Here is a 17,520-nt window from a genome sequence, read left to right as displayed (position 1 = left end):
CTGATCGGACTCTCTAGCGCGAGAGCTGCTGCGCAAAGAAGTTCGCCATCAGGCCGTAGGCCTCTTTCGTTTCAGGCAGACTGACATCATTCCAGAAGGCGTGGGGGAGGCCTTCAAAGACGACGAGGCGAGCGTCGTCTCCGCTGCGCAGAAAAGCGCGATGGAGGATTGTCGTGCCACTCAACAGAAGGTCACGCCCACTGGTGATGAAGAGCGCAGGCGGCATACCACGGAGGTCGGAGTATAGGGGCGAGAGCACTGGGTCTTTGGGATCGGTTGAGCCGATATACTCCGGGAGAATCGGCTTGCCGTCAGGCAGCGGCAGCGCGCCAGTCAGGCCGCTAAGGCCGTACATCGCCTCAGAGTCTCCAGCCTGGCTGAAGTCGCCCATGCCGGAGAAGACGCCGAGCGCGCCGGGCAGCGGCAGGCCGAGCTGCTTCAGCCGCACGGCGACCTCGGCCGAAAGAATCGCGCCGGCGGAAGTGCCGTACAGAGCAATATGCGCGGGCTTGTACGTCTTCAGCAGTTCACGATAGACGGCGACGGTGTCATCGACGGCCGCGGGAAAGGGATGTTCCGGGGCGAGACGGTAGAGCACCGAGACGACGCGCGTATGCGTCAAGTTCGCCATCGGAATGCTCTCAGTCAGAGAACCCGAGTCCACGCTGAAGCCGCCTCCGTGGACATTGAGCAGCACACGATCGGGATGCTGCGGAGTAGCATCCAGCGGAGTCACATCGCGCACCGGAACCCCGCCGATGGTCGCATCCTTGATATTCACCGGATACATCTTCCGCGAAGCCTCACCCGCACGAGCCTGCCACGCATCCGTCCCCGCACGCCGCTGCGCCAGCGTCTCCTCACCGCCACGATCAGCCCGCCGCAAAACCGCCTTCGCCTCCTGACTCAGCGACGGAGGCACGGGAATCACCCGCGTAATGTGCGCCGTGCCGTCAGTATCCAGCGTGCTCGTGTTCGTCTGCGGAACAGACTGCTGCGCTCGCAGCATCGAGCCACAGAGAAGAACTGGAGCAATAGAAAGAAGAGAAACTGGTCGCGGGAGCATGCCACAAACGATATCAGCTTCGCTATTCCGCAACAGCCCCGAAATGGTTAATCGTGCTCGGTGGAGTCCAGCAGGCGCTAAGATGGGCAATTTCGCCGCCGCGAAAACCCAATGCTCTAAAATCCTTCTCGTGCCCGCGACGCTCAGTATCCGTGAAGCTCCTGAAGGCCTCGTCTTTCAGACCCATGAAGCAAGAAATCTTGGTCGACTTCTGCTCAGTCTTGCAGTCACCGGCGCCTTTGGCTTTTTCCTGTTTCGATCAAGCGATTCAATCCTTCTACGGGCAGCTTTCGGTATATTCGCAGCGTTCAGCATCGTCCGCGATCTCATCAGCCGCTTCCGAGGTACCCATGTGACGTTAACCGTTACGAATCTCGACCTGATCAGCACCGGCCACGCCCCCGACGGATATAGTCCGTCCTCCATCCCCAGAGCCTCCATTTACAACCTCGAGTTCCGCGAAGCATGGGGAGGAGGGGGAGAAGACGCGCCACACCCAAGTGGCCTCTACGTCGAACACCAGGGAGTCCTCCACGACCCAGTCACCTGCGTCCTCCCCCACATCGACAGCACCCAGACCGACCGAGCCATCGAAACCATCCTCCGCCGCTTCCCCGACACCGAAAGCCTCGCACCCCCAAGGAAGGCCTACCCATCCGACCTGACGACCCTCAACTTGAACAAATGAATTTAGGGGCCCACCCATCAAACCAAGCTACTAAATCGAGTGTCCCTTTCATGGCGCGGTTTTATTGCGACATGGGTGGGGTCCTCGTTTCAATATGGCCAAATGTTTGGAGACATCATTCAATTTCCACAACCCGCGCTTGACGCCACTGATAACCTTAAATTGAGGACAGCAGAAAGCCCGGCAACCGCCGGGCTTTCTGCTTCTATGAAGAATGGCACGAAACGTGCGCTTGGAGGTCCAAAGCTAAAGCATCTGGTTTGAATACTTTGCACAAAAACAGGGGGAGGGGAGGCCCCCAGCCGTAACGCACGGACAACCGGCAACGAGACTACAAGATGTACCGCGACAGGTCCTGGTCCTTCACGATCGTGGCCACCTGCTGGCGGACGTACTCGGGATCGACGACGATGACCTTCTCCGTGCCTGTGCTCGTCTGGCGCTCGATGACCGGCAGCGGCGGCGCAGCCACCTGGCCGGCTGACGCTGCGACCTGAGCGACGACGCCCTCTTCGGTCGCCTCGGCGCGCGGGCTCTTGAAGAGGTCCGGCGCCTGGAAGCTGATCTCGTCCAGCACGCGCTCGAGGATGGTGTGCAGGCGGCGCGCGCCGATGTTCTCCGTCGTCTCGTTGACCCGGAATGCGAACTGCGCCATCTCTTGAATCGCCTCTTTGGTGAACTCGAGCTTCAGCCCTTCCGTCTCGAGCAGCGCGGCCGACTGCTTCACCAGCGACGACTTGGGCTCGGTAAGGATGCGGACGAAGTCTTCGACGGTGAGCGACTGCAGCTCGACCCGGATGGGGAAACGGCCCTGCAGTTCAGGGATGAGGTCGCTCGGCTTCGAGACGTGAAACGCTCCCGCAGCGATAAAGAGAATGTGGTCGGTCGAGACCATGCCATACTTCGTGTTGACCGTCGTGCCTTCGACGATCGGCAGTATGTCGCGCTGGACTCCTTCGCGCGAGACGTCGGGCCCGTGTCCGCCCTCGCGCCCGGCGATCTTGTCGATCTCGTCGAGGAAGACCATGCCGGAATCCTCGACGCGCTCGACAGCGAGCCGCGTGACCTGGTCCATATCGACGAGGCGGTTCTCTTCCTCCTGCACAAGGTAGTCGAATGCCTCGGCGACCTTCATCTTGCGCTTCTTGGTGCGCTGGCCGAAGAGCCCCGGGAGCATGTCCTTGAGGTTGATGTCCATCTCCTCGGTGCCCTGGTTGGTGATGATCTCAAAACTCGGCGTGTTGCGGTCGCGGACATCAAGCTCGACGATGCGCTCGTCCAGCTTGCCCTCGCGGAACTGCTGTCTCAACTTTTCTCTGGTCCGTTGCTCTCGTTCACCTGGCTTCTCGTCGCCTTCAGGCGTTACAGCGGGAAGCTGGATGACATTTGAGCCGGGCTCGTGCGTGACCGCCGCGGCGGTGGCTGCGACAGGCGTCGGTGGAAGCAGCAGATCGAGCAGGCGGTCTTCGGCGCCAAGCTCGGCCTTGTCCTCGACCTCCTCCATCTTCTCTTCGCGCACCATGTCGATGGCGATCTCGACCAGGTCGCGCACGATGGACTCGACGTCGCGGCCGACATAGCCGACCTCGGTGAACTTCGAGGCCTCAACCTTGAGGAACGGCGAGTTGGTGAGCTTCGCAAGCCGCCGCGCAATTTCCGTCTTACCGACACCCGTGGGCCCGATCATGATGATGTTCTTCGGCATGATCTCGTCCGCCAACTCAGGCGCGAGCTTCTGGCGGCGCATGCGGTTGCGCAGCGCGATGGCGACAGAGCGCTTGGCGGCCTGCTGACCGACGACATACTTGTCCAGCTCGGCGACGATCTCGCGTGGAGTCATCTCATCGAGTGCGAGGGCCTGATCTTCTGCGGTTCCGGGTAGATAGATTGCCATGATGCGGGTACTCCGTATTCAATAGAGCGTTGGACGCGGTCAGAGGATGATACGCGAGCGACGCTCTCGCGGTTCGTCTAAGCCTTCAACTCTTCAATCGTGAAGTTCAGATTTGTATAGATGCAGATATCGCCTGCAATCTTCATGGACTTCTCCGCAATCTCACGCGCGCTAAGCTCTGTGTTTTCCATCAGGGCGCGTGCAGAGGCCAGCGCGTAGCTCCCGCCGGAGCCGATAGCGCATATTCCCTCATCAGGGTCGATCACGTCGCCCGTTCCCGAGAGCATCAGGGTCTGGTTGATGTCGGCCACGATCAACAGCGCCTCCAGCTGGCGGAGCATCTTGTCGGTGCGCCAGTCCTTGGCCAGCTCGACGGCGGCGCGGCCCAGGTTCCCGGCGTACTGCTCCAGCTTGGTCTCAAACCGCGAGAAGAGCGAGAAGGCGTCGGCCGTGGAGCCAGCGAAGCCGGCCAGCACCTTGTCCTGGTACAGGCGGCGGATCTTCTTCGCCGAGTGCTTCATCACCGTTGCCCCCAGCGACACCTGCCCATCGGCCGCCATCACGACCGAGTCGCCCCGCCGCACGCAAATGACGGTGGTGGAACGGATACGGCGGCCTTCGCCGAGATCGAGAGGGTGGGCCAGGCTGGACGGAGGGATGCTCAGGGGGGCGGAGTCCTGAGACAAGGGAAGAGGCGGGTTTTTAGGCACGTCCCCAGTATATCGCTCTGGCCGCAGCGCAAAGAGGAGAGCCGCACAGCGGGGCCTCCTCTGGGCTGGGCCGGGGACTCCGTGTGCAAGTATCCCCGCCTATACCCTTTACGGGGCATTGATCCCGCAGGTAGCCAATTTAGACTATGCTTTCTGCCAGGGGAACTGTGGATTCGTTGATTCCAGGTTATCTGTCTTTGCAGTTGCGCTCCCCAAGGAATGTGGCTGCGTTTGTCACCGGAGCGGCCGCAGTCGCCGGGGTCACGTGGTATCTGCTGCGCCGTCCGCGGCCTACCGCCGAGGAGATGGAGCATCTGCGGCGGGAGCAGCTTGCCGCGAGCGGACGCATCACCGACGGCAGCATCATCGACGCGCCCCACAAGCAGGAAGACCCCGCAGCCGCCCAGCAGGTCATCGTCTACAACTACCGCATCGGCGGAGTGAGCTACGAAGCAGCGCAGGACGTCAGCGCCTTGAGGGAACTCGTGCGCGACGTCCGCACTGACCTTCCCATTCAGGTGCGCTATGCGCCGCACAATCCGGCCAACAGCATCGTCGTCTCCGAATCGTGGAGCGGCCTGCGCCTCAGCGCCGATGCTCCCCGCCCCGTCCTCGGCATCCATCGCGAGATCGAACAGCACCAGAAACAAGCGGCTAACGGTCATTGAAGCCCGCTTGCAGCGGAGAATACACTTAAGCCATGCACATGGTGGCCACACCGAGCAGAAGGATGCAGAGGGTCCTGCAGCTTTCCATGGGATTGACGGCGGCCTACGTCGCTGCCACGTTCTTCTTTGGCCTGCGTGCGCACTCCCTGGCCCTGATCTCCGAAGCCGGACATAACCTCAGCGACCTCGCGGCGATCGCCCTGTCGTTCGTCGCAGTCTACTTTCAGGCGCAGCCTGCGACCGAACGCAAGACCTTCGGCTACCAGCGGGCGGGCGTCCTGGCGGCCTTCGTCAACGCCGCAACCCTGGTCGTGCTCTCGGTGTGGATCGCGATTGAGGCGATTCACCGCATGACCGCTCCCGTAGCCGTGCAGCCGAAGCTGATGATGTACGTCGCAGCCGCGGGCGTCCTGATGAACGGAACCGTGGCGACGCTGCTCTGGAGGTTCTCGCGCGACGTGAATATCCGTAGCGTCTTCCTTCACATGCTGGGCGACACGCTCTCGACCGCCGCGGTGATCGCCGGCGGCGCTGCGATCCTCTTCACCGGGCTGACGTGGATCGACCCGCTGCTCTCCATCCTGATCGCCGCAATGATTCTCTGGAGCTCCATCGGAATCATCCGCGAGACGCTGAACATTCTGCTCGAAGGCACGCCCCGCAGCCTGCAGCTAGGCGCCGTGCGCGAGGCGATGCAGTCGGTCACGGGCGTACTCGACGTGCACGACCTCCACGTCTGGAGCCTCGGCTCGAACTCACACGCGCTGGCCAGCCACGTCACCATCGCCGAGATGCCGATGTCCGAGTGCTCGAGCATCCTCACCGACATCAACTGCGCGCTCCGCGACCGCTTCCACATCACCCATACGACGATCCAGTTCGAGATCACAGGCTGCGAGACGACGGATGGATGCAGCGCTCCACCGCCGCGGGAGGCCGTCGGCGCACATGGCCATCACCACCACCACGGCCACGATCACGCGCACTAGGCTGCAGAAGCTTCTTCTGGGCACGGACGCAGGGGCGCAAGCGGCCGAGAACGTCCTCGGCCGCATTGCCTACGGCGTCTCTAGCTGACGAAGCTTTGCCCTTTCGAGGCCCGGGTTCAGTCTTTAGACCAGCTTCGCGTCGAGCGTGATCTCCGCCTTCAGCACCTTCGACACAGGGCAGCCGGCCTTGGCCTTACCGGCCAGTTCGTCGAACTTCGCCTTGTCGATACCGGGAATCTTCGACTTGTTGGTCAGGTGAATCTTGGTGATGGTGGGGGCGTCATGGAGATCGAGCGTAACGACGGCTGAGGTCTCGATGGTGTCAGGCTTGAAGCCGGCCTCAGTGAGTTGCGCGTCCAGCGCCATGGTGTAGCAGCCGGCGTGGGCTGCGGCGATCAGCTCCTCCGGGTTGGTTCCGACGCCTTCGGCGAATCGGGCCGCGAAGCTGTATTGCGTATTCGACAGCGTCCCACTCTGGGTTGAGATCGTGCCTTTGCCCTCTTTCAACGTGCCGTGCCAGATGGCGCTTGCGCTACGTTCCATAGTGCTCTCCTTGTCTGTTTTTTTGCTTCTGCAACAGTACATGGTTCGATGCGTTCTGCGCCCGGACAGCTGTTGAAAATTTCGCAAACTCAGATAACCTTACGGAGATGCCGCCCGAAACACATCCCGAAGCACCGGCTCAGCAGCCCGCGACCTGCCCGCTCACAACGGAGCACCACCAGGTCTACTGCCCCACCTGCTCCTCGCGCCTCGAAGACCGACGCTGCAAACTGGTGTGCCGTACATGCGGCTACTTCCTCAGTTGCGCAGACTTCTACTAGACCCATCTCATAAATCTTCATGGAACAAATCGAACACGCGAGTCATCGAACTGGCCTGAAGAGTAGAGATGCCGTGTCCGGTGTTGCCGTGTCCGGACAGGCTTGCCATCTCGAATCTCATACTCCGTGATGCGGTAGGCAGTTTCGCAAGCTTCACACATGCCTTCATGCAGGTTGTCCCAAACTCTGACGTGGAGCGGGTCAGCCGCGAAAACGTCGACAATTCCGCCGGAAAACATCGGAAGGGTGGATACCTCATAACCCTGTGCGGATGGAACCACCACGACCACAAGGGCCGGACTGGTCACATCGCCCGTATACTGCATCGTGACGAAGTAGATTGGACCTTCACTCGCACAGGCATGAGTCACGGCAACGGTCCTAAAACTCTCCGAGAACTCAGAATCTTCGTGCCGAAACTCCGGCAGTGCCCGGAGCGTGACGCTCTGCATCCACTTTCCGTCCCGTGCAATCACAAAGCCGAGATCGTACGGTCCGATTGTAGTCCCGGGATCTTCATGTGACCGTATCAGGAGTGAGTCGGAGGAGGACAGGGAATACTTAAACCGGACAAAGTCCCGGGGCCTGCTAGCTGCCTTCATAGCAGGGATTGGCAGCATTGTGATGTGGTTCGCACATTGAGCGAGAGCAGGTGCAGTAGTAGCACCTATAACGATGAGCCCACTGAGAAAAACGAGGTTCCTGAACATACCGGGTACTCGTGAGTCTACGCGCAATATTGACCTGAAGATGCCCGGAAGTATGCTGAGGACAAATAGACCATCTGGAGTCGACTTACGAGATAGGTTCTAGTCTCATCCACCTCTGCTAACGTTATCTCCGATGGCAAATCGCGTTATCGCTTCCGCAAAGGCATTTTCAAGACTTCTCCTCGCGGCAACACTCACGGCCTCCGCCGCCCCTCCCGACGCCGTGCAATGGGTAAACCCGTACATCGGCACCGGCTCCGGCCCCATCGGCTACGGCGGCACCATGCCCTTCGTCACACCGCCCTTCGGCATGACAGACTGGACGCCGCAGACACGCCAGAACAAGCTCAGCATCGTCTCCTACAAATACGAAGACACCAGCATCTCCGGCTTCATGGGCACGCACCAGCCCGCAATCTGGATGGGCGACTACGGCTACGTCACCCTGATGCCCGAGATCGGCGCGCTCAAGACCACACCCGACGACCGCAAACTCGCCTTCACCCACGCCGACGAGATCACGCGGCCCGACTACTACTCCGTGTCCATGGACGCCAGGAACGGCAAGCGCATCCGCACCGAGATGACCGCCACCGAGCGCTGCGCCTATCTCCGCTTCACCTTTCCAGCCGGGGAAGCCGCTCGCGTTCTCGTGGAGGCATCACGCCCCGGAGTCGAAGGCAGCGCGAGGGTGGACACCGCAGCCCATGAGATCACCGGCTACAACCCCGACCGCATCGACCGCGACCTCGGCCCCTTCACTCTTCCCAACTTCAAGGGCTACTTCGTCGTCCAGTTCCACACAGCCTTCAGCAACGCAAAAGCCTACGGCCTGGAATCCGATGGCGCACGCGGGGCCTACGCCGAGTTTCCGGGCGGCGGAGTCGTCGAGGTCCGCATCGGAACCTCCTTCCTCAGCATCGAGCAGGCCCGCGAGAACCTGCGCCGCGAGATCCCCGCGTGGGACTTCGACGCCGTGCAGAAAAAGCTGCGCGCCACCTGGAACGAGAAGCTCAGCCGCGTCAGCCTCGAAGGAGCGAGCGAAGACCAGCGCCGCATCGTCTACACCGCGCTCTACCACGCGCTGCTCTACCCGCGCATCTTCTCCGAGTACGGCCGCTACTACAGCGCCTTCGACGATCAGGTTCACGAAGGCGAGTCCTACACTGCCTACTCCATCTGGGACACCTTCCGCGCCGAGAACTCCCTCCTCACCCTCACGGCCCCCGAGCGCATCCCCGGCATGGTGCAGGCGCTGCTGCAGAACTACAAAGAGGGCGGCTGGATGCCCAAGTGGCCCAACCCCTCCTACACCAACATCATGATCGGTACGCACGCCGATTCGCTCGTCGCCGAGGCGATGACGAAGGGCTTCAAAGGCTTCGACTACTCGACCGCATGGGACGCCGTCTATAAGGACGCGATGACTCCTCCCGACGGCGACACCACGCGCCGCTGGGCCGACCGCGAGCCCCACACGCCCTACGAAGCGCGCGGTGGCCTCACATACTACAAGCAGCTCGGCTATATCCCCACCGACAAGACCGACGAAGCCGCCTCACGCACCATCGAAGACAGCTACGACGACTGGTGTGTCGCTCAGGTAGCAAAGGCCCTGGGCAAACAGAGGGACTACGAGTTCTTCCTCAATCGATCGCTCAACTACAAAAGCCTCTTCAACCCAGCCATCGGAATGATGCAGGGCAAGACATCCACCGGAGCATGGGCGCCCCTCGGCGGAGACCGCGACTCCGACACCAACCGCTCCGCCTCAGGGTGGACCGAAGGCAACACCTGGGTTTATACATGGTCGCCGCTGCACGATATCCCCGGAGTCCTGGATCTCATGGGCGGCCGCGACAACTACAACGCCAAGCTCGACGAGCACTTCGCCGGCCACCACAACGTGCACAGCAACGAGCCCAGCCACCATTACGGCTACCTCTACGACTTCAGCGGCCAGCCCTGGAAGACTCAGGCGAAGGTCCGCGAGATCGCCAACGCCGAGTACGTCAACCTCCCTTCGGGCATCGACGGCGACGACGATTGCGGCCAGATGTCCGCGTGGTACCTCTTCACGGCCTTCGGCTTCTATCCGGTCAATCCCGCCTCAGGCGAGTACATGATCGGCAGCCCGCTCTTCAGTCGCATGTCGATGCGGCTGGCGAACGGCAAGCTATTCACAGTCGTCGCAAAGAACAACAGCGCAGCGAACATGTACATCCAGTCCGCGAGGCTCAACGGCAAGCCGCTCGCAAAACCAGTAATTCGCTACGAGCAGATCATGCAGGGCGCAACGCTGGAGTTCACGATGGGCCCCGCGCCCTCGAAGTGGGCAAGCGAGTGGCATCCGAAACCAATAGCGTCAGCCGGCGCCCGCTGACGCTACTTCTCCGACGCCTTGCGCGCGGCCTCGAACTCGTCGCCCGCGTTCCACCGAATGCCGTGCGGCGCGGAGATAGCCTCCCAGCCCAGCTCCATGCCGAAGCGGTCGAGCTTCGCATTGCCCCGGAAGTCCCAGTCCTCGTGATAGTTGTCGCTGAAGTTGTGGTAGTCGTGCTCGACGAAGTCATTGAACTTCTTCGCGCCCCACGTAAGATCGTGCCCCTCAAACAGCTCGCCCTCTTCGATCGAGAACGCCGGAATCCCGACACGCGACAGGCTGAAGTGGTCTGAGCGGTAGTAGCTGCCCGCCTCGGGATGCGCGTCGGGAACGATCCCCAGTTCAAATCGCTTCGCCGTAGCCTCCACTGCGGGGTAAAAGTCCGTGCGCTGCGCTCCGTTCACGTTTACCTGCTGCGGAATCCCGAGCGGAAGAAGCATGTCGTAGTTGATGTCGAGCGCGATCTGGCTCGCAGGGAGGGGAGGATTCTGGCCGAGGTACTCCGATCCGAGCAGACCCTGCTCCTCCGCCGTCACCGCCGCAAAGATGACCGAGTGCGGCGGCTTGATTCCCGATGTCGCCCCCAATTGAGACCAAGCCCGCGCCATCTCCACCACCATGCCGCACCCGGTGGCGTTGTCCGCCGCGCCGTTGTAGATGTTGTGGCCAGCCATCCCCGGCTCAAAGCCGAGATGATCGAAGTGCGCCGTGTACATCACCGCCTGATCGGGCTTGTGTTCCGCAATATTCGCGCCCGGAAGAATGCCGACGACGTTGGGCGACTCAAAGGGACGCACGGTGCTCTCCACATGCGCCTGCAACCGCACAGGCAACTCCACTGCCTTGAAGCCCTTCTTCCCCGCCGCTGCCATCTCCGTATCGAGGTCCATGTGCGCCGCCTTGAACAACTGCCGCGCCACCTCAAGCTGAATCCAGCTCGCCGCCTCGAGCTGCGGATCCTTGTCATCGCGCAGATATGTCTTCTCGCTCGTGTTCGAGTTCTTCACCACGTCCCAGCCATAGCTCGCAAGATCGGTGCGATGAATAATCAGCGCGCCCACTGCGCCCTTGCGAGCGGCCTGCTCGAACTTGTACGTCCACCGCCCGTAGTACGTCAGCGCCTTGCCACCGAAGAACTTCGGATCATCTGACGGAGGATCGCCCACGATGCACAGAATCACCTTGCCCTTCACATCGACACCAGCATAGTCATCCCAGTTGAACTCAGGGGCAGTGACCCCATAGCCAACGAACACAATCGGCGCATCGATATCCACGGTCGGAGTCAGCGTGCGGTTGCTCACCGTGTAGTCGTCGCCGTACTTCAGATCGTAGGAGTACAGCTCAATCGACACCCCACCCTCAGGCTTCTTCGGAACGAGCGAGAAGTGCGTCTTGTCGGCGATGACCTTCATTCCGACGAACTTCACCTGCTGCAGATACGTCCCGTTGTCGCCGCCCGGCTTCAAGCCATCGAGCGCGAACTGCGTCGCGATGTACTTGGCCGCGAGTTCGCTGCCGCGCAGCCCCGGGCCGCGGCCCTCCAGCAGATCGTCGGAGAGAAACTTCACGTGTGCGCGAATCTTCTCTCCGTCGATCGACGCTTCGGCGGCCTTCACAGCAGGCGGAATCGACTGCGCCACAAGCCCGGGAGCGAACGAGAGGAGTGAGAGGGTGACGGCAGCGGCGAAGTGAATCTTACTCACGTGGAATCTCCTTGAAATGACAAATCTGCTCCGTCCAAAATCCTACCCGGACAGTCTACTCGCGGGAAAGCTACTCGATCTCTTCCGGCTCAGGCATACGAACGGGGCTGACGTCCATGACGTCGAGCCGCCGCAGCACCTTGCGGGCGAGTCCGGTCAGCGGCAGCGAGCTGAGCCTGCCGGTGCGGACCCAGCGCAGGTCTTCTCTTGCGGCGGGAACGGCACGGCGCAGCGCACGGTCGCGAGGGCCACGTGGAGCGTAGATCTGCACATAGTAGTTCGTGTTCGTGATCGCATGGCGCAGCCGCAGGATGGGCTCGCGGCTCTCCACCGCGTCCTGCGAGAGCGGCGGCAACTCGTACATGCCGGGCATCAGCGAGAGGTCCTCCGCGCGCTTCTCGAGCAGCACCTCGGTGACGGTGCCTCGCTTGCGCAGGCTCAGCAGATACGCCGCGGGACGGCTGCGCTGCACAGTGCGCGGAGTGGCGATGTGCTCGCCGCGCGTCCTGCACATAGCGAAGACAGGGCAATGGAGGCACAGCGGCGCGCGAGGCAGGCAGATCGTCGCGCCAAGCTCCATCATGGCCTGGTTGTGATCACCGGCGGCGTTGCCCCTGCCGTCGAGACGGCGCCGCGGAACCAGGGCGCCAGCCTGCTGCTGCAGGAAGGAGCGGCTGGCAGCGGTTCCGCTGGCGGCGCGGCCGGTGAGACGAAGCAGAACGCGCTCCACGTTGCCATCGACGACAGCGACGCTCTCACCGAAGGCGATGCTCGCGATGGCGGCGCAGGTGTACTCACCGATGCCGGGCAGCGTGCGCAGCTCAGCGGCGGTGCGTGGCAGCACGCCTCTACGCTCCTTCACGATGAACTGCGCGGCCTTGTGGAGCAGCCGCGCGCGGCGGTAATAGCCGAGCCCGGACCACGCGGCGAGAACATCGTGCTCGCCCGCGAGCGCGAGAGCCAGAATCGTCGGAAACCGACGAAGAAAACCCTCATAATGCTCGATCACCGCGGCGACGCGCGTCTGCTGCAGCATCACCTCGGAAACCCAGATGCGATACGGATCGCTGGTGCCGCGCCACGGCAGCGCGCGCGCATGGCTGCGATACCAGCTCATGAGCTTGCGCCGAAAGAGAGCGGGTTCCAGTTCGGTCGCAGGCTGCGGGGAGGCCCATCCTTCGAGTTTCTCCACGGCGGCAGATCGGGCGGGTGCGTGCATTCGGTCGAAAATATAGCGTGAAAGCCAAGGCTACACTATCGAGGCATGAGGTCGCGACGACACCGGTTGCTGCGGCGAGACTTCCTCACGCTGGCCGGACTCGCACCCGCATAATCGCGCACATAGTAGAAGGGTGGGAGAGTATCAATCAGGCCTGCGGTTTTCTGCATAACCTGTGCTCTCGCCACCCTGTCCAAAAAACAACTTCGGATTGCCGACATTGTTCCTCCCTTTACCCAGTTAAAGCAAGTGCCAGACGCCGGGTGCCCAGGCGCAGCGACGCCACATACTTCGACTGCAGGCCAGACCAGCAAATCCAATCCTGAAAATAGTCGCCGTAAGCCCCTTGATTTCCGTGCATAACAGGCCGATACTTCAAGCCCACTCCCCAGGGCCAGCGATTCCCGCGCATTAAATGTCTAACCCAAGCGAAAGGAAAATCCATGCCTCAATATTTAGTGCAAGTCGCATATACCTCCGAGACTATGGCTGCCTTGGTCAATAACCCGCAAGACCGCGTCGCAGTCGTCTCCAAGGCCGTGAAGAAGCTAGGCGGAAAAGTAGTCGGCGGCTGGTTGTCGTTCGGAGAGTACGACACTGCCCTCATCACGCACCTGCCCGATAACGTCTCAGCAGCAGCATTTTCCATTGCCGTCAGTGCCGGCGGCGCCTGCAAGAGCGTCAAGACGACACCGTTGCTCTCCGTCGAGGAAGGGATCGAAGCGATGAAAGCCGCTGCAACTCTCGGCTATAAACCGCCCGCCGCATAGAGCCACACACACCTACAGCCAGCGATCACGTGGCTCCTCCTCGTAACTGTGGAGCCACGCGAAGGCATCACATCACGCATTCACACTTCGCACGAGCGAATCCACCAGAGGCAACTGGCCCTTCAGAATCCGCTCTCGCGCCTCAGCAATTGAAAACCACTCGCCACGATCCACCTCCGGAAACTCCACCAGACGTCCCGACCGCGGAGGCCACTCCATCTCGAACACGTTGCTCTTCAACTCGCCCGGATCACACTGACCCTCAAACGCCCACGCCGAGACAACCTTCCCGCCTGCCTGCTTCACCGCACCCAGCTCAAGAAAATCCCCCTGCGCCACAAATCCGGTCTCCTCCTCGAACTCGCGCTTTGCGGCCTCAAACGGCTCATCACCCTCCGCATATTCGCCCTTTGGAATGGACCATGCCCCAAGATCCTTCTTCGCCCAGAACGGCCCGCCCGGATGCACAAGAAAGACCTCCATCTCGCGATCCCGCCACCGATACATCAACAATCCCGCGCTCAGCTTTGGCATGCGCGCTCAGCCTTGGCACGAATGATCTTCACCACGCTCCGGCCACCCTCAGCAGTTCTGATCGTTCACTCAGCCGCCACGATCACTACAGCAACCAGCGAGTCCGCGCATCCGTAGTACAGGAACCATCTCTTCTCGAAGAACACAAGCCCTTCGGCAAAGGTCGTCCCCGCCGCATACTGGCCCGTTTTCTCATACGGCATCATCGGCTTCAGCACCGGTTCGTCCGTCTGGGCCAGCAACTTCGCCGGATCGCTCCCGCTGAATAACGCCTCGCCCGCGGCATAAGCGTTAGCCCCAATCCCCGCGTCGCCATCCACCGAGGCGTTCTTGCCGTTATAAACAACAACAATTCCCGCCTTCGTCAAAATCGGCGGTGGCCCGACCTCCGGAAACGAGCTGTCGAAGTGCCCCGCACGTGGACGCAGCACCTCAACCGGCGCGCCCTTCGCATCCTCCACCGGAGTCCAGTCAATCAGGTCGCTCGATGTAGCCAGATGGATCGCCCCCTCACCCCAGTACATCCAGTACCTTCCGCCCACTCGCGCGGCGATCAGCCGCCCTCCCGCAAGCTGCGTCACGATCCCCGCCGACTTATATTTCAAGTCTTCATACTTTCCATTCGCAGCTTTGGCAAAAGCAGGTCCATGCTTCGTCCAGTGCGTAAGATCCTTTGAGGTCGCAATCCCCACGCTGTAGGTCTTCCCGTTCCACTGCGTGTAGGTCAGCACATAGGTACCATCCTCTGCCTCGACGATGCGCGGATCCTCCACCCCGCCCGGCCACTCTCTCGCCTGCTGTGTATCCGGCGCCGGATAGAACACCGGATCGGCGCGCCGCGTAAAGTGCACTCCGTCCGCACTCTCCGCCAGCCCCAGCCGCGACGTATGGCCGCCAATCGACATCGAACCCGACGCATCCTCCGCGCGATACAGAACATACACCTTGCCGTCCCTAACCACCGCTGCCGGATTGAACGTGTGCAACGCCTCCCACTTCACCGCCGTCTTCAGCATCGGATCGACGAACGTCGACTCCGGCCGCGGCGTAATCACTGGATTCCCGTTCGCCGGCCGGGTGAACGGACCAATCTCCCATCTCTCTTCTGCGTTCTGAGCATGCACCGCCAGAGCGCAGGTCAAAAAAGCCGCCGACAGCCATCTCTCTCGTCTCTTCTTATCCATAATCAGTGTCCGGAAGATCACAGCGCCCGCGCCCCGTCAGCAGTTCTGATACTTCCAGTTGCGCTGCTTGCCCTCGGCGATCCACTCGACCGCCTGCGCCACGCGCTTCTCCTTCGTCTCGGCGCGCTTCGCCTCGGTGATCCACTCCACGTACTCGCGCTGAGCACTAGGGCTGAACTCCGCGAAGACCTTTGCTGCGGTCTTGTTCTTCTTGAGAGCTGCGGCGAGTTCGGCGGAAACTTCGGGCGCGGCCTTCGGTGTCGCCGGTTTTGTGCGCACCATCGTCCTGCTGCCGCCGTCGACGAATGCCGCAGCCTGGCGGATGTAGCCCAGCATCGCCTTGTCCGAGGGAAGGTCTTTGAGGCTGGTGAGCCTGCCCAGCGAGCCCATCCCGTCCTCCGCCTTCAAGCCATCCTTCTTCAGCACCGCGGCGATGTCCGCCCCGTGCAACCCGAAGCTGCAGTGCTGTTTGAACGCCGCCATGTTGCCAAGGTTCTGTCCGTGGTAGACGAAGAAGGGCATGCTCCACTTCATCGCCTCCTCGGCCTCAGGGCATGCCTTGTGGAACAGCTCGCGCAGGTGATTCAGGATGGGCTGCGCGAAGGGCGCGGCCTTCTCGATATAAGCGTCAACCTTCGGATGCATGGCAGGAGCGGCAGTTTTCATGACGCGAACAGTCTATAACAGTGCCCTGGAAGCCATCTGTTCAAAGCCAGTGGCCAAAGCCTGCGCCGAAGGTTGAACATGTCAGCGAATACTTTGCCGCCCGCCTGCATTTCGCCGCTTATCGAAACCACGAGAGCCAGGGAACCAACAGAAGTGGCGGGGGTCAGGAGATCTCCATGAAGACCAGAACAGACAACTCCATCTCGCGCCGTTCGTTTGTATCGCTGGGATGCGGCGCCGGAATCGCGCTCGTATCCCGTAAGGCCTCCGGACTAGCCTTCGCAAAGCGGCATGACGACGATGCCCTCCTCGACGATCTTGCCGAGCGATGCTTTCGCTACTTCTGGGATGCAAGCGATCCGGAGACCGGAATCTGCATGGATCTCATCCACGGCGACCCCGCCGACAACGCGCGCAAAGGCGACCAAAGCCGCGGCAGCACAGGTGTCACCGGCTTCTGCCTTACCGCTATGTGTATCGGGGCGGAACGCAAGTGGATCTCGCGCGAGCAGGCAAAGGATCGCGTCCGCAGGGCCCTGCGCAGCTATACAAACGGCAAGGTCGTAGCCGAGCATGGGTGGTTTTATCACTTCATCGATGTACACACCGGCCAGCGCTGGCGAGACGTTGAGATGTCGACCAGCGATTCCATCTGGCTGCTTGCCGGCTCGCTCACCTGCCGCCAGTACTTTCACGAAGACCACGAAATCAACGATCTCGCGGCCTTGTTGTACAGCCGTTATGACTTTCCCTGGATGACGAACGGAGATGGCAAGCTGCTCTCCCACGGCTGGCGTCCTGAAGGCTTCATCAAGTTTCGCTACGAGAAGTACAGCCAGCTCGCGGCCATGTACCTGCTCGGAATCGGTTCGCCCACACACCCGCTGCCTCCGGATGCGTGGTACGCATGGGGGCGCGAACCGAACAGCTACGGCCAGTACCACTACATCGGCAAATCACTCCTCTGGACTTATCAATACCCTTTCTCATGGTTCGACTTCCGCAGCCGCCGCGAGAACCGCGGAACCAAAATGGACTGGTTTGCGAACTGTCAGACCGCAACCCGCGCGCATCGCGAGTGGTGTTACACCGATCTGGCAAAGGAGTTTCCTGGATACACCCAAAACATCTGGGGGATCACCAGTTCGTCCAGCCCCACCGGATACAGGGCGTGGGGTGGGCCTCCGCGACAGTCCACCATTGATGGCAGTGTGGTCCCATGCGCGCCGGGTGGTTCGCTGATGCTCACGCCCGACATATGCATACCGGCCATGCACGCTATGAAGGACAAGTACGGAGACAAGATCTGGGGCAAGTACGGCCTCGCCGACGCCTTCAATCCCGGCACGGGTTGGGTCGCTTCCGACACGCTTGGCCTGGACGCCGGAATGACGCTGCTCAGCGCAGAGAACCTGCGGCACAGTAGTGTCTGGAGCTGGTTCATGGCCAATCCCGAGCCGCAAAGAGCCATGCAGCTTGCAGGCATCGAAAAAATCTAGCCCATGCCTA

The 17,520-nt window shown here is 61.4% G+C and carries 16 protein-coding genes; 6 read left to right on the top strand and 10 right to left on the bottom strand.

The window, feature by feature from the left end:
• Nucleotides 1-13: 13 nt before the first annotated feature.
• Nucleotides 14-1,009 carry an alpha/beta hydrolase gene (locus OHL16_RS11140; protein ID WP_263367196.1) on the bottom strand — a complete coding sequence of 332 codons (996 nt, stop codon included), beginning with the start codon at nucleotides 1,007-1,009 and terminating at the stop codon, nucleotides 14-16.
• A gap of 409 nt (nucleotides 1,010-1,418) precedes the next feature.
• Here OHL16_RS11140 and OHL16_RS11135 point away from each other — a divergent pair, with 409 nt between their 5' ends.
• Nucleotides 1,419-1,754, top strand: coding sequence for a hypothetical protein (locus tag OHL16_RS11135; RefSeq protein WP_263367195.1), 336 nt, complete (start codon nucleotides 1,419-1,421; stop codon nucleotides 1,752-1,754).
• 331 nt (nucleotides 1,755-2,085) lie between these two features.
• Here the strand turns inward: OHL16_RS11135 and hslU are convergent, their stop codons facing one another.
• Both hslU and hslV read right to left on the bottom strand, forming a co-directional pair.
• Complete coding sequence (gene hslU, locus OHL16_RS11130; RefSeq protein ID WP_263367194.1) at nucleotides 2,086-3,648, bottom strand: ATP-dependent protease ATPase subunit HslU; 1,563 nt, start codon at nucleotides 3,646-3,648, stop codon at nucleotides 2,086-2,088.
• Between the two features lie 77 nt (nucleotides 3,649-3,725).
• Nucleotides 3,726-4,358 (bottom strand): ATP-dependent protease subunit HslV, encoded by a 633-nt coding sequence (gene hslV, locus OHL16_RS11125; protein WP_449506060.1) that lies wholly within the window; start codon nucleotides 4,356-4,358, stop codon nucleotides 3,726-3,728.
• Between the two features lie 146 nt (nucleotides 4,359-4,504).
• Here hslV and OHL16_RS11120 point away from each other — a divergent pair, with 146 nt between their 5' ends.
• Both OHL16_RS11120 and OHL16_RS11115 read left to right on the top strand, forming a co-directional pair.
• Nucleotides 4,505-5,026 (top strand): DUF3592 domain-containing protein, encoded by a 522-nt coding sequence (locus OHL16_RS11120; protein WP_263367193.1) that lies wholly within the window; start codon nucleotides 4,505-4,507, stop codon nucleotides 5,024-5,026.
• A gap of 62 nt (nucleotides 5,027-5,088) precedes the next feature.
• Entirely contained in the window at nucleotides 5,089-6,015 is a 927-nt protein-coding gene (locus tag OHL16_RS11115; protein ID WP_263367192.1) for a cation diffusion facilitator family transporter, read from the top strand.
• A gap of 123 nt (nucleotides 6,016-6,138) precedes the next feature.
• Here OHL16_RS11115 and OHL16_RS11110 read toward each other — a convergent pair whose 3' ends face one another.
• Together OHL16_RS11110 and OHL16_RS11105 are read right to left on the bottom strand one after the other, a co-directional pair.
• Nucleotides 6,139-6,558 carry an OsmC family protein gene (locus tag OHL16_RS11110; protein WP_263367191.1) on the bottom strand — a complete coding sequence of 140 codons (420 nt, stop codon included), beginning with the start codon at nucleotides 6,556-6,558 and terminating at the stop codon, nucleotides 6,139-6,141.
• A gap of 298 nt (nucleotides 6,559-6,856) precedes the next feature.
• Nucleotides 6,857-7,549: a hypothetical protein gene (locus OHL16_RS11105; protein WP_263367190.1), complete on the bottom strand. Its 693-nt coding sequence runs from the start codon at nucleotides 7,547-7,549 to the stop codon at nucleotides 6,857-6,859.
• 133 nt (nucleotides 7,550-7,682) lie between these two features.
• Here OHL16_RS11105 and OHL16_RS11100 point away from each other — a divergent pair, with 133 nt between their 5' ends.
• Nucleotides 7,683-9,932: a GH92 family glycosyl hydrolase gene (locus tag OHL16_RS11100; protein WP_263367189.1), complete on the top strand. Its 2,250-nt coding sequence runs from the start codon at nucleotides 7,683-7,685 to the stop codon at nucleotides 9,930-9,932.
• A 2-nt stretch (nucleotides 9,933-9,934) separates the two neighbouring features.
• Here OHL16_RS11100 and OHL16_RS11095 read toward each other — a convergent pair whose 3' ends face one another.
• The gene (locus OHL16_RS11095; protein WP_263367188.1) at nucleotides 9,935-11,638 is read right to left on the bottom strand and encodes a M28 family peptidase; all 1,704 of its coding nucleotides are present in this window, start codon (nucleotides 11,636-11,638) and stop codon (nucleotides 9,935-9,937) included.
• Between the two features lie 70 nt (nucleotides 11,639-11,708).
• Nucleotides 11,709-12,830, bottom strand: coding sequence for an A/G-specific adenine glycosylase (locus tag OHL16_RS11090; RefSeq protein WP_263367187.1), 1,122 nt, complete (start codon nucleotides 12,828-12,830; stop codon nucleotides 11,709-11,711).
• A 470-nt stretch (nucleotides 12,831-13,300) separates the two neighbouring features.
• Between OHL16_RS11090 and OHL16_RS11085 the strand changes: the two genes are divergently transcribed.
• Nucleotides 13,301-13,627 (top strand): GYD domain-containing protein, encoded by a 327-nt coding sequence (locus OHL16_RS11085; RefSeq protein WP_263367186.1) that lies wholly within the window; start codon nucleotides 13,301-13,303, stop codon nucleotides 13,625-13,627.
• Between the two features lie 72 nt (nucleotides 13,628-13,699).
• Here OHL16_RS11085 and OHL16_RS11080 read toward each other — a convergent pair whose 3' ends face one another.
• The 3 genes from OHL16_RS11080 to OHL16_RS11070 all read right to left on the bottom strand — a co-directional run bounded on the left by OHL16_RS11080 (nucleotide 13,700) and on the right by OHL16_RS11070 (nucleotide 16,011).
• A complete protein-coding gene (locus OHL16_RS11080) occupies nucleotides 13,700-14,161 on the bottom strand; it encodes an NUDIX domain-containing protein (protein WP_263367185.1) in 462 nt (153 codons plus the stop codon).
• 65 nt (nucleotides 14,162-14,226) lie between these two features.
• Complete coding sequence (locus OHL16_RS11075; protein WP_263367184.1) at nucleotides 14,227-15,345, bottom strand: glycoside hydrolase family 130 protein; 1,119 nt, start codon at nucleotides 15,343-15,345, stop codon at nucleotides 14,227-14,229.
• A gap of 36 nt (nucleotides 15,346-15,381) precedes the next feature.
• A complete protein-coding gene (locus OHL16_RS11070) occupies nucleotides 15,382-16,011 on the bottom strand; it encodes a YdeI/OmpD-associated family protein (protein WP_263367183.1) in 630 nt (209 codons plus the stop codon).
• 176 nt (nucleotides 16,012-16,187) lie between these two features.
• Between OHL16_RS11070 and OHL16_RS11065 the strand changes: the two genes are divergently transcribed.
• Nucleotides 16,188-17,510 carry a glucoamylase family protein gene (locus OHL16_RS11065; protein WP_263367182.1) on the top strand — a complete coding sequence of 441 codons (1,323 nt, stop codon included), beginning with the start codon at nucleotides 16,188-16,190 and terminating at the stop codon, nucleotides 17,508-17,510.
• The last annotated feature ends 10 nt before the right edge of the window (nucleotides 17,511-17,520 follow it).

Origin of the sequence: Edaphobacter bradus (genome assembly GCF_025685645.1) — a bacterium.
GTDB classification, from domain to species: Bacteria; Acidobacteriota; Terriglobia; order Terriglobales; family Acidobacteriaceae; genus Edaphobacter; species Edaphobacter bradus.
The sequence above is the reverse complement of the archived record's forward strand: the minus strand, read 5'-3'. Positions and strand labels throughout refer to the sequence as shown.

Excerpts from the sequence above, each read along its gene's own strand:
- OHL16_RS11140 (WP_263367196.1), bottom strand. The coding sequence starts at position 1,009 with ATGCTGCGAGCGCAGCAGTCTGTTCCGCAGACGAACACGAGCACGCTG.
- hslU (WP_263367194.1), bottom strand. The coding sequence starts at position 3,648 with ATGGCAATCTATCTACCCGGAACCGCAGAAGATCAGGCCCTCGCACTC.
- OHL16_RS11120 (WP_263367193.1), top strand. The coding sequence starts at position 4,505 with ATGCTTTCTGCCAGGGGAACTGTGGATTCGTTGATTCCAGGTTATCTG.
- OHL16_RS11115 (WP_263367192.1), top strand. The coding sequence starts at position 5,089 with ATGCAGAGGGTCCTGCAGCTTTCCATGGGATTGACGGCGGCCTACGTC.
- OHL16_RS11110 (WP_263367191.1), bottom strand. The coding sequence starts at position 6,558 with ATGGAACGTAGCGCAAGCGCCATCTGGCACGGCACGTTGAAAGAGGGC.
- OHL16_RS11105 (WP_263367190.1), bottom strand. The coding sequence starts at position 7,549 with ATGTTCAGGAACCTCGTTTTTCTCAGTGGGCTCATCGTTATAGGTGCT.
- OHL16_RS11100 (WP_263367189.1), top strand. The coding sequence starts at position 7,683 with ATGGCAAATCGCGTTATCGCTTCCGCAAAGGCATTTTCAAGACTTCTC.
- OHL16_RS11085 (WP_263367186.1), top strand. The coding sequence starts at position 13,301 with ATGCCTCAATATTTAGTGCAAGTCGCATATACCTCCGAGACTATGGCT.
- OHL16_RS11080 (WP_263367185.1), bottom strand. The coding sequence starts at position 14,161 with ATGCCAAAGCTGAGCGCGGGATTGTTGATGTATCGGTGGCGGGATCGC.
- OHL16_RS11075 (WP_263367184.1), bottom strand. The coding sequence starts at position 15,345 with ATGGATAAGAAGAGACGAGAGAGATGGCTGTCGGCGGCTTTTTTGACC.
- OHL16_RS11070 (WP_263367183.1), bottom strand. The coding sequence starts at position 16,011 with ATGAAAACTGCCGCTCCTGCCATGCATCCGAAGGTTGACGCTTATATC.
- OHL16_RS11065 (WP_263367182.1), top strand. The coding sequence starts at position 16,188 with ATGAAGACCAGAACAGACAACTCCATCTCGCGCCGTTCGTTTGTATCG.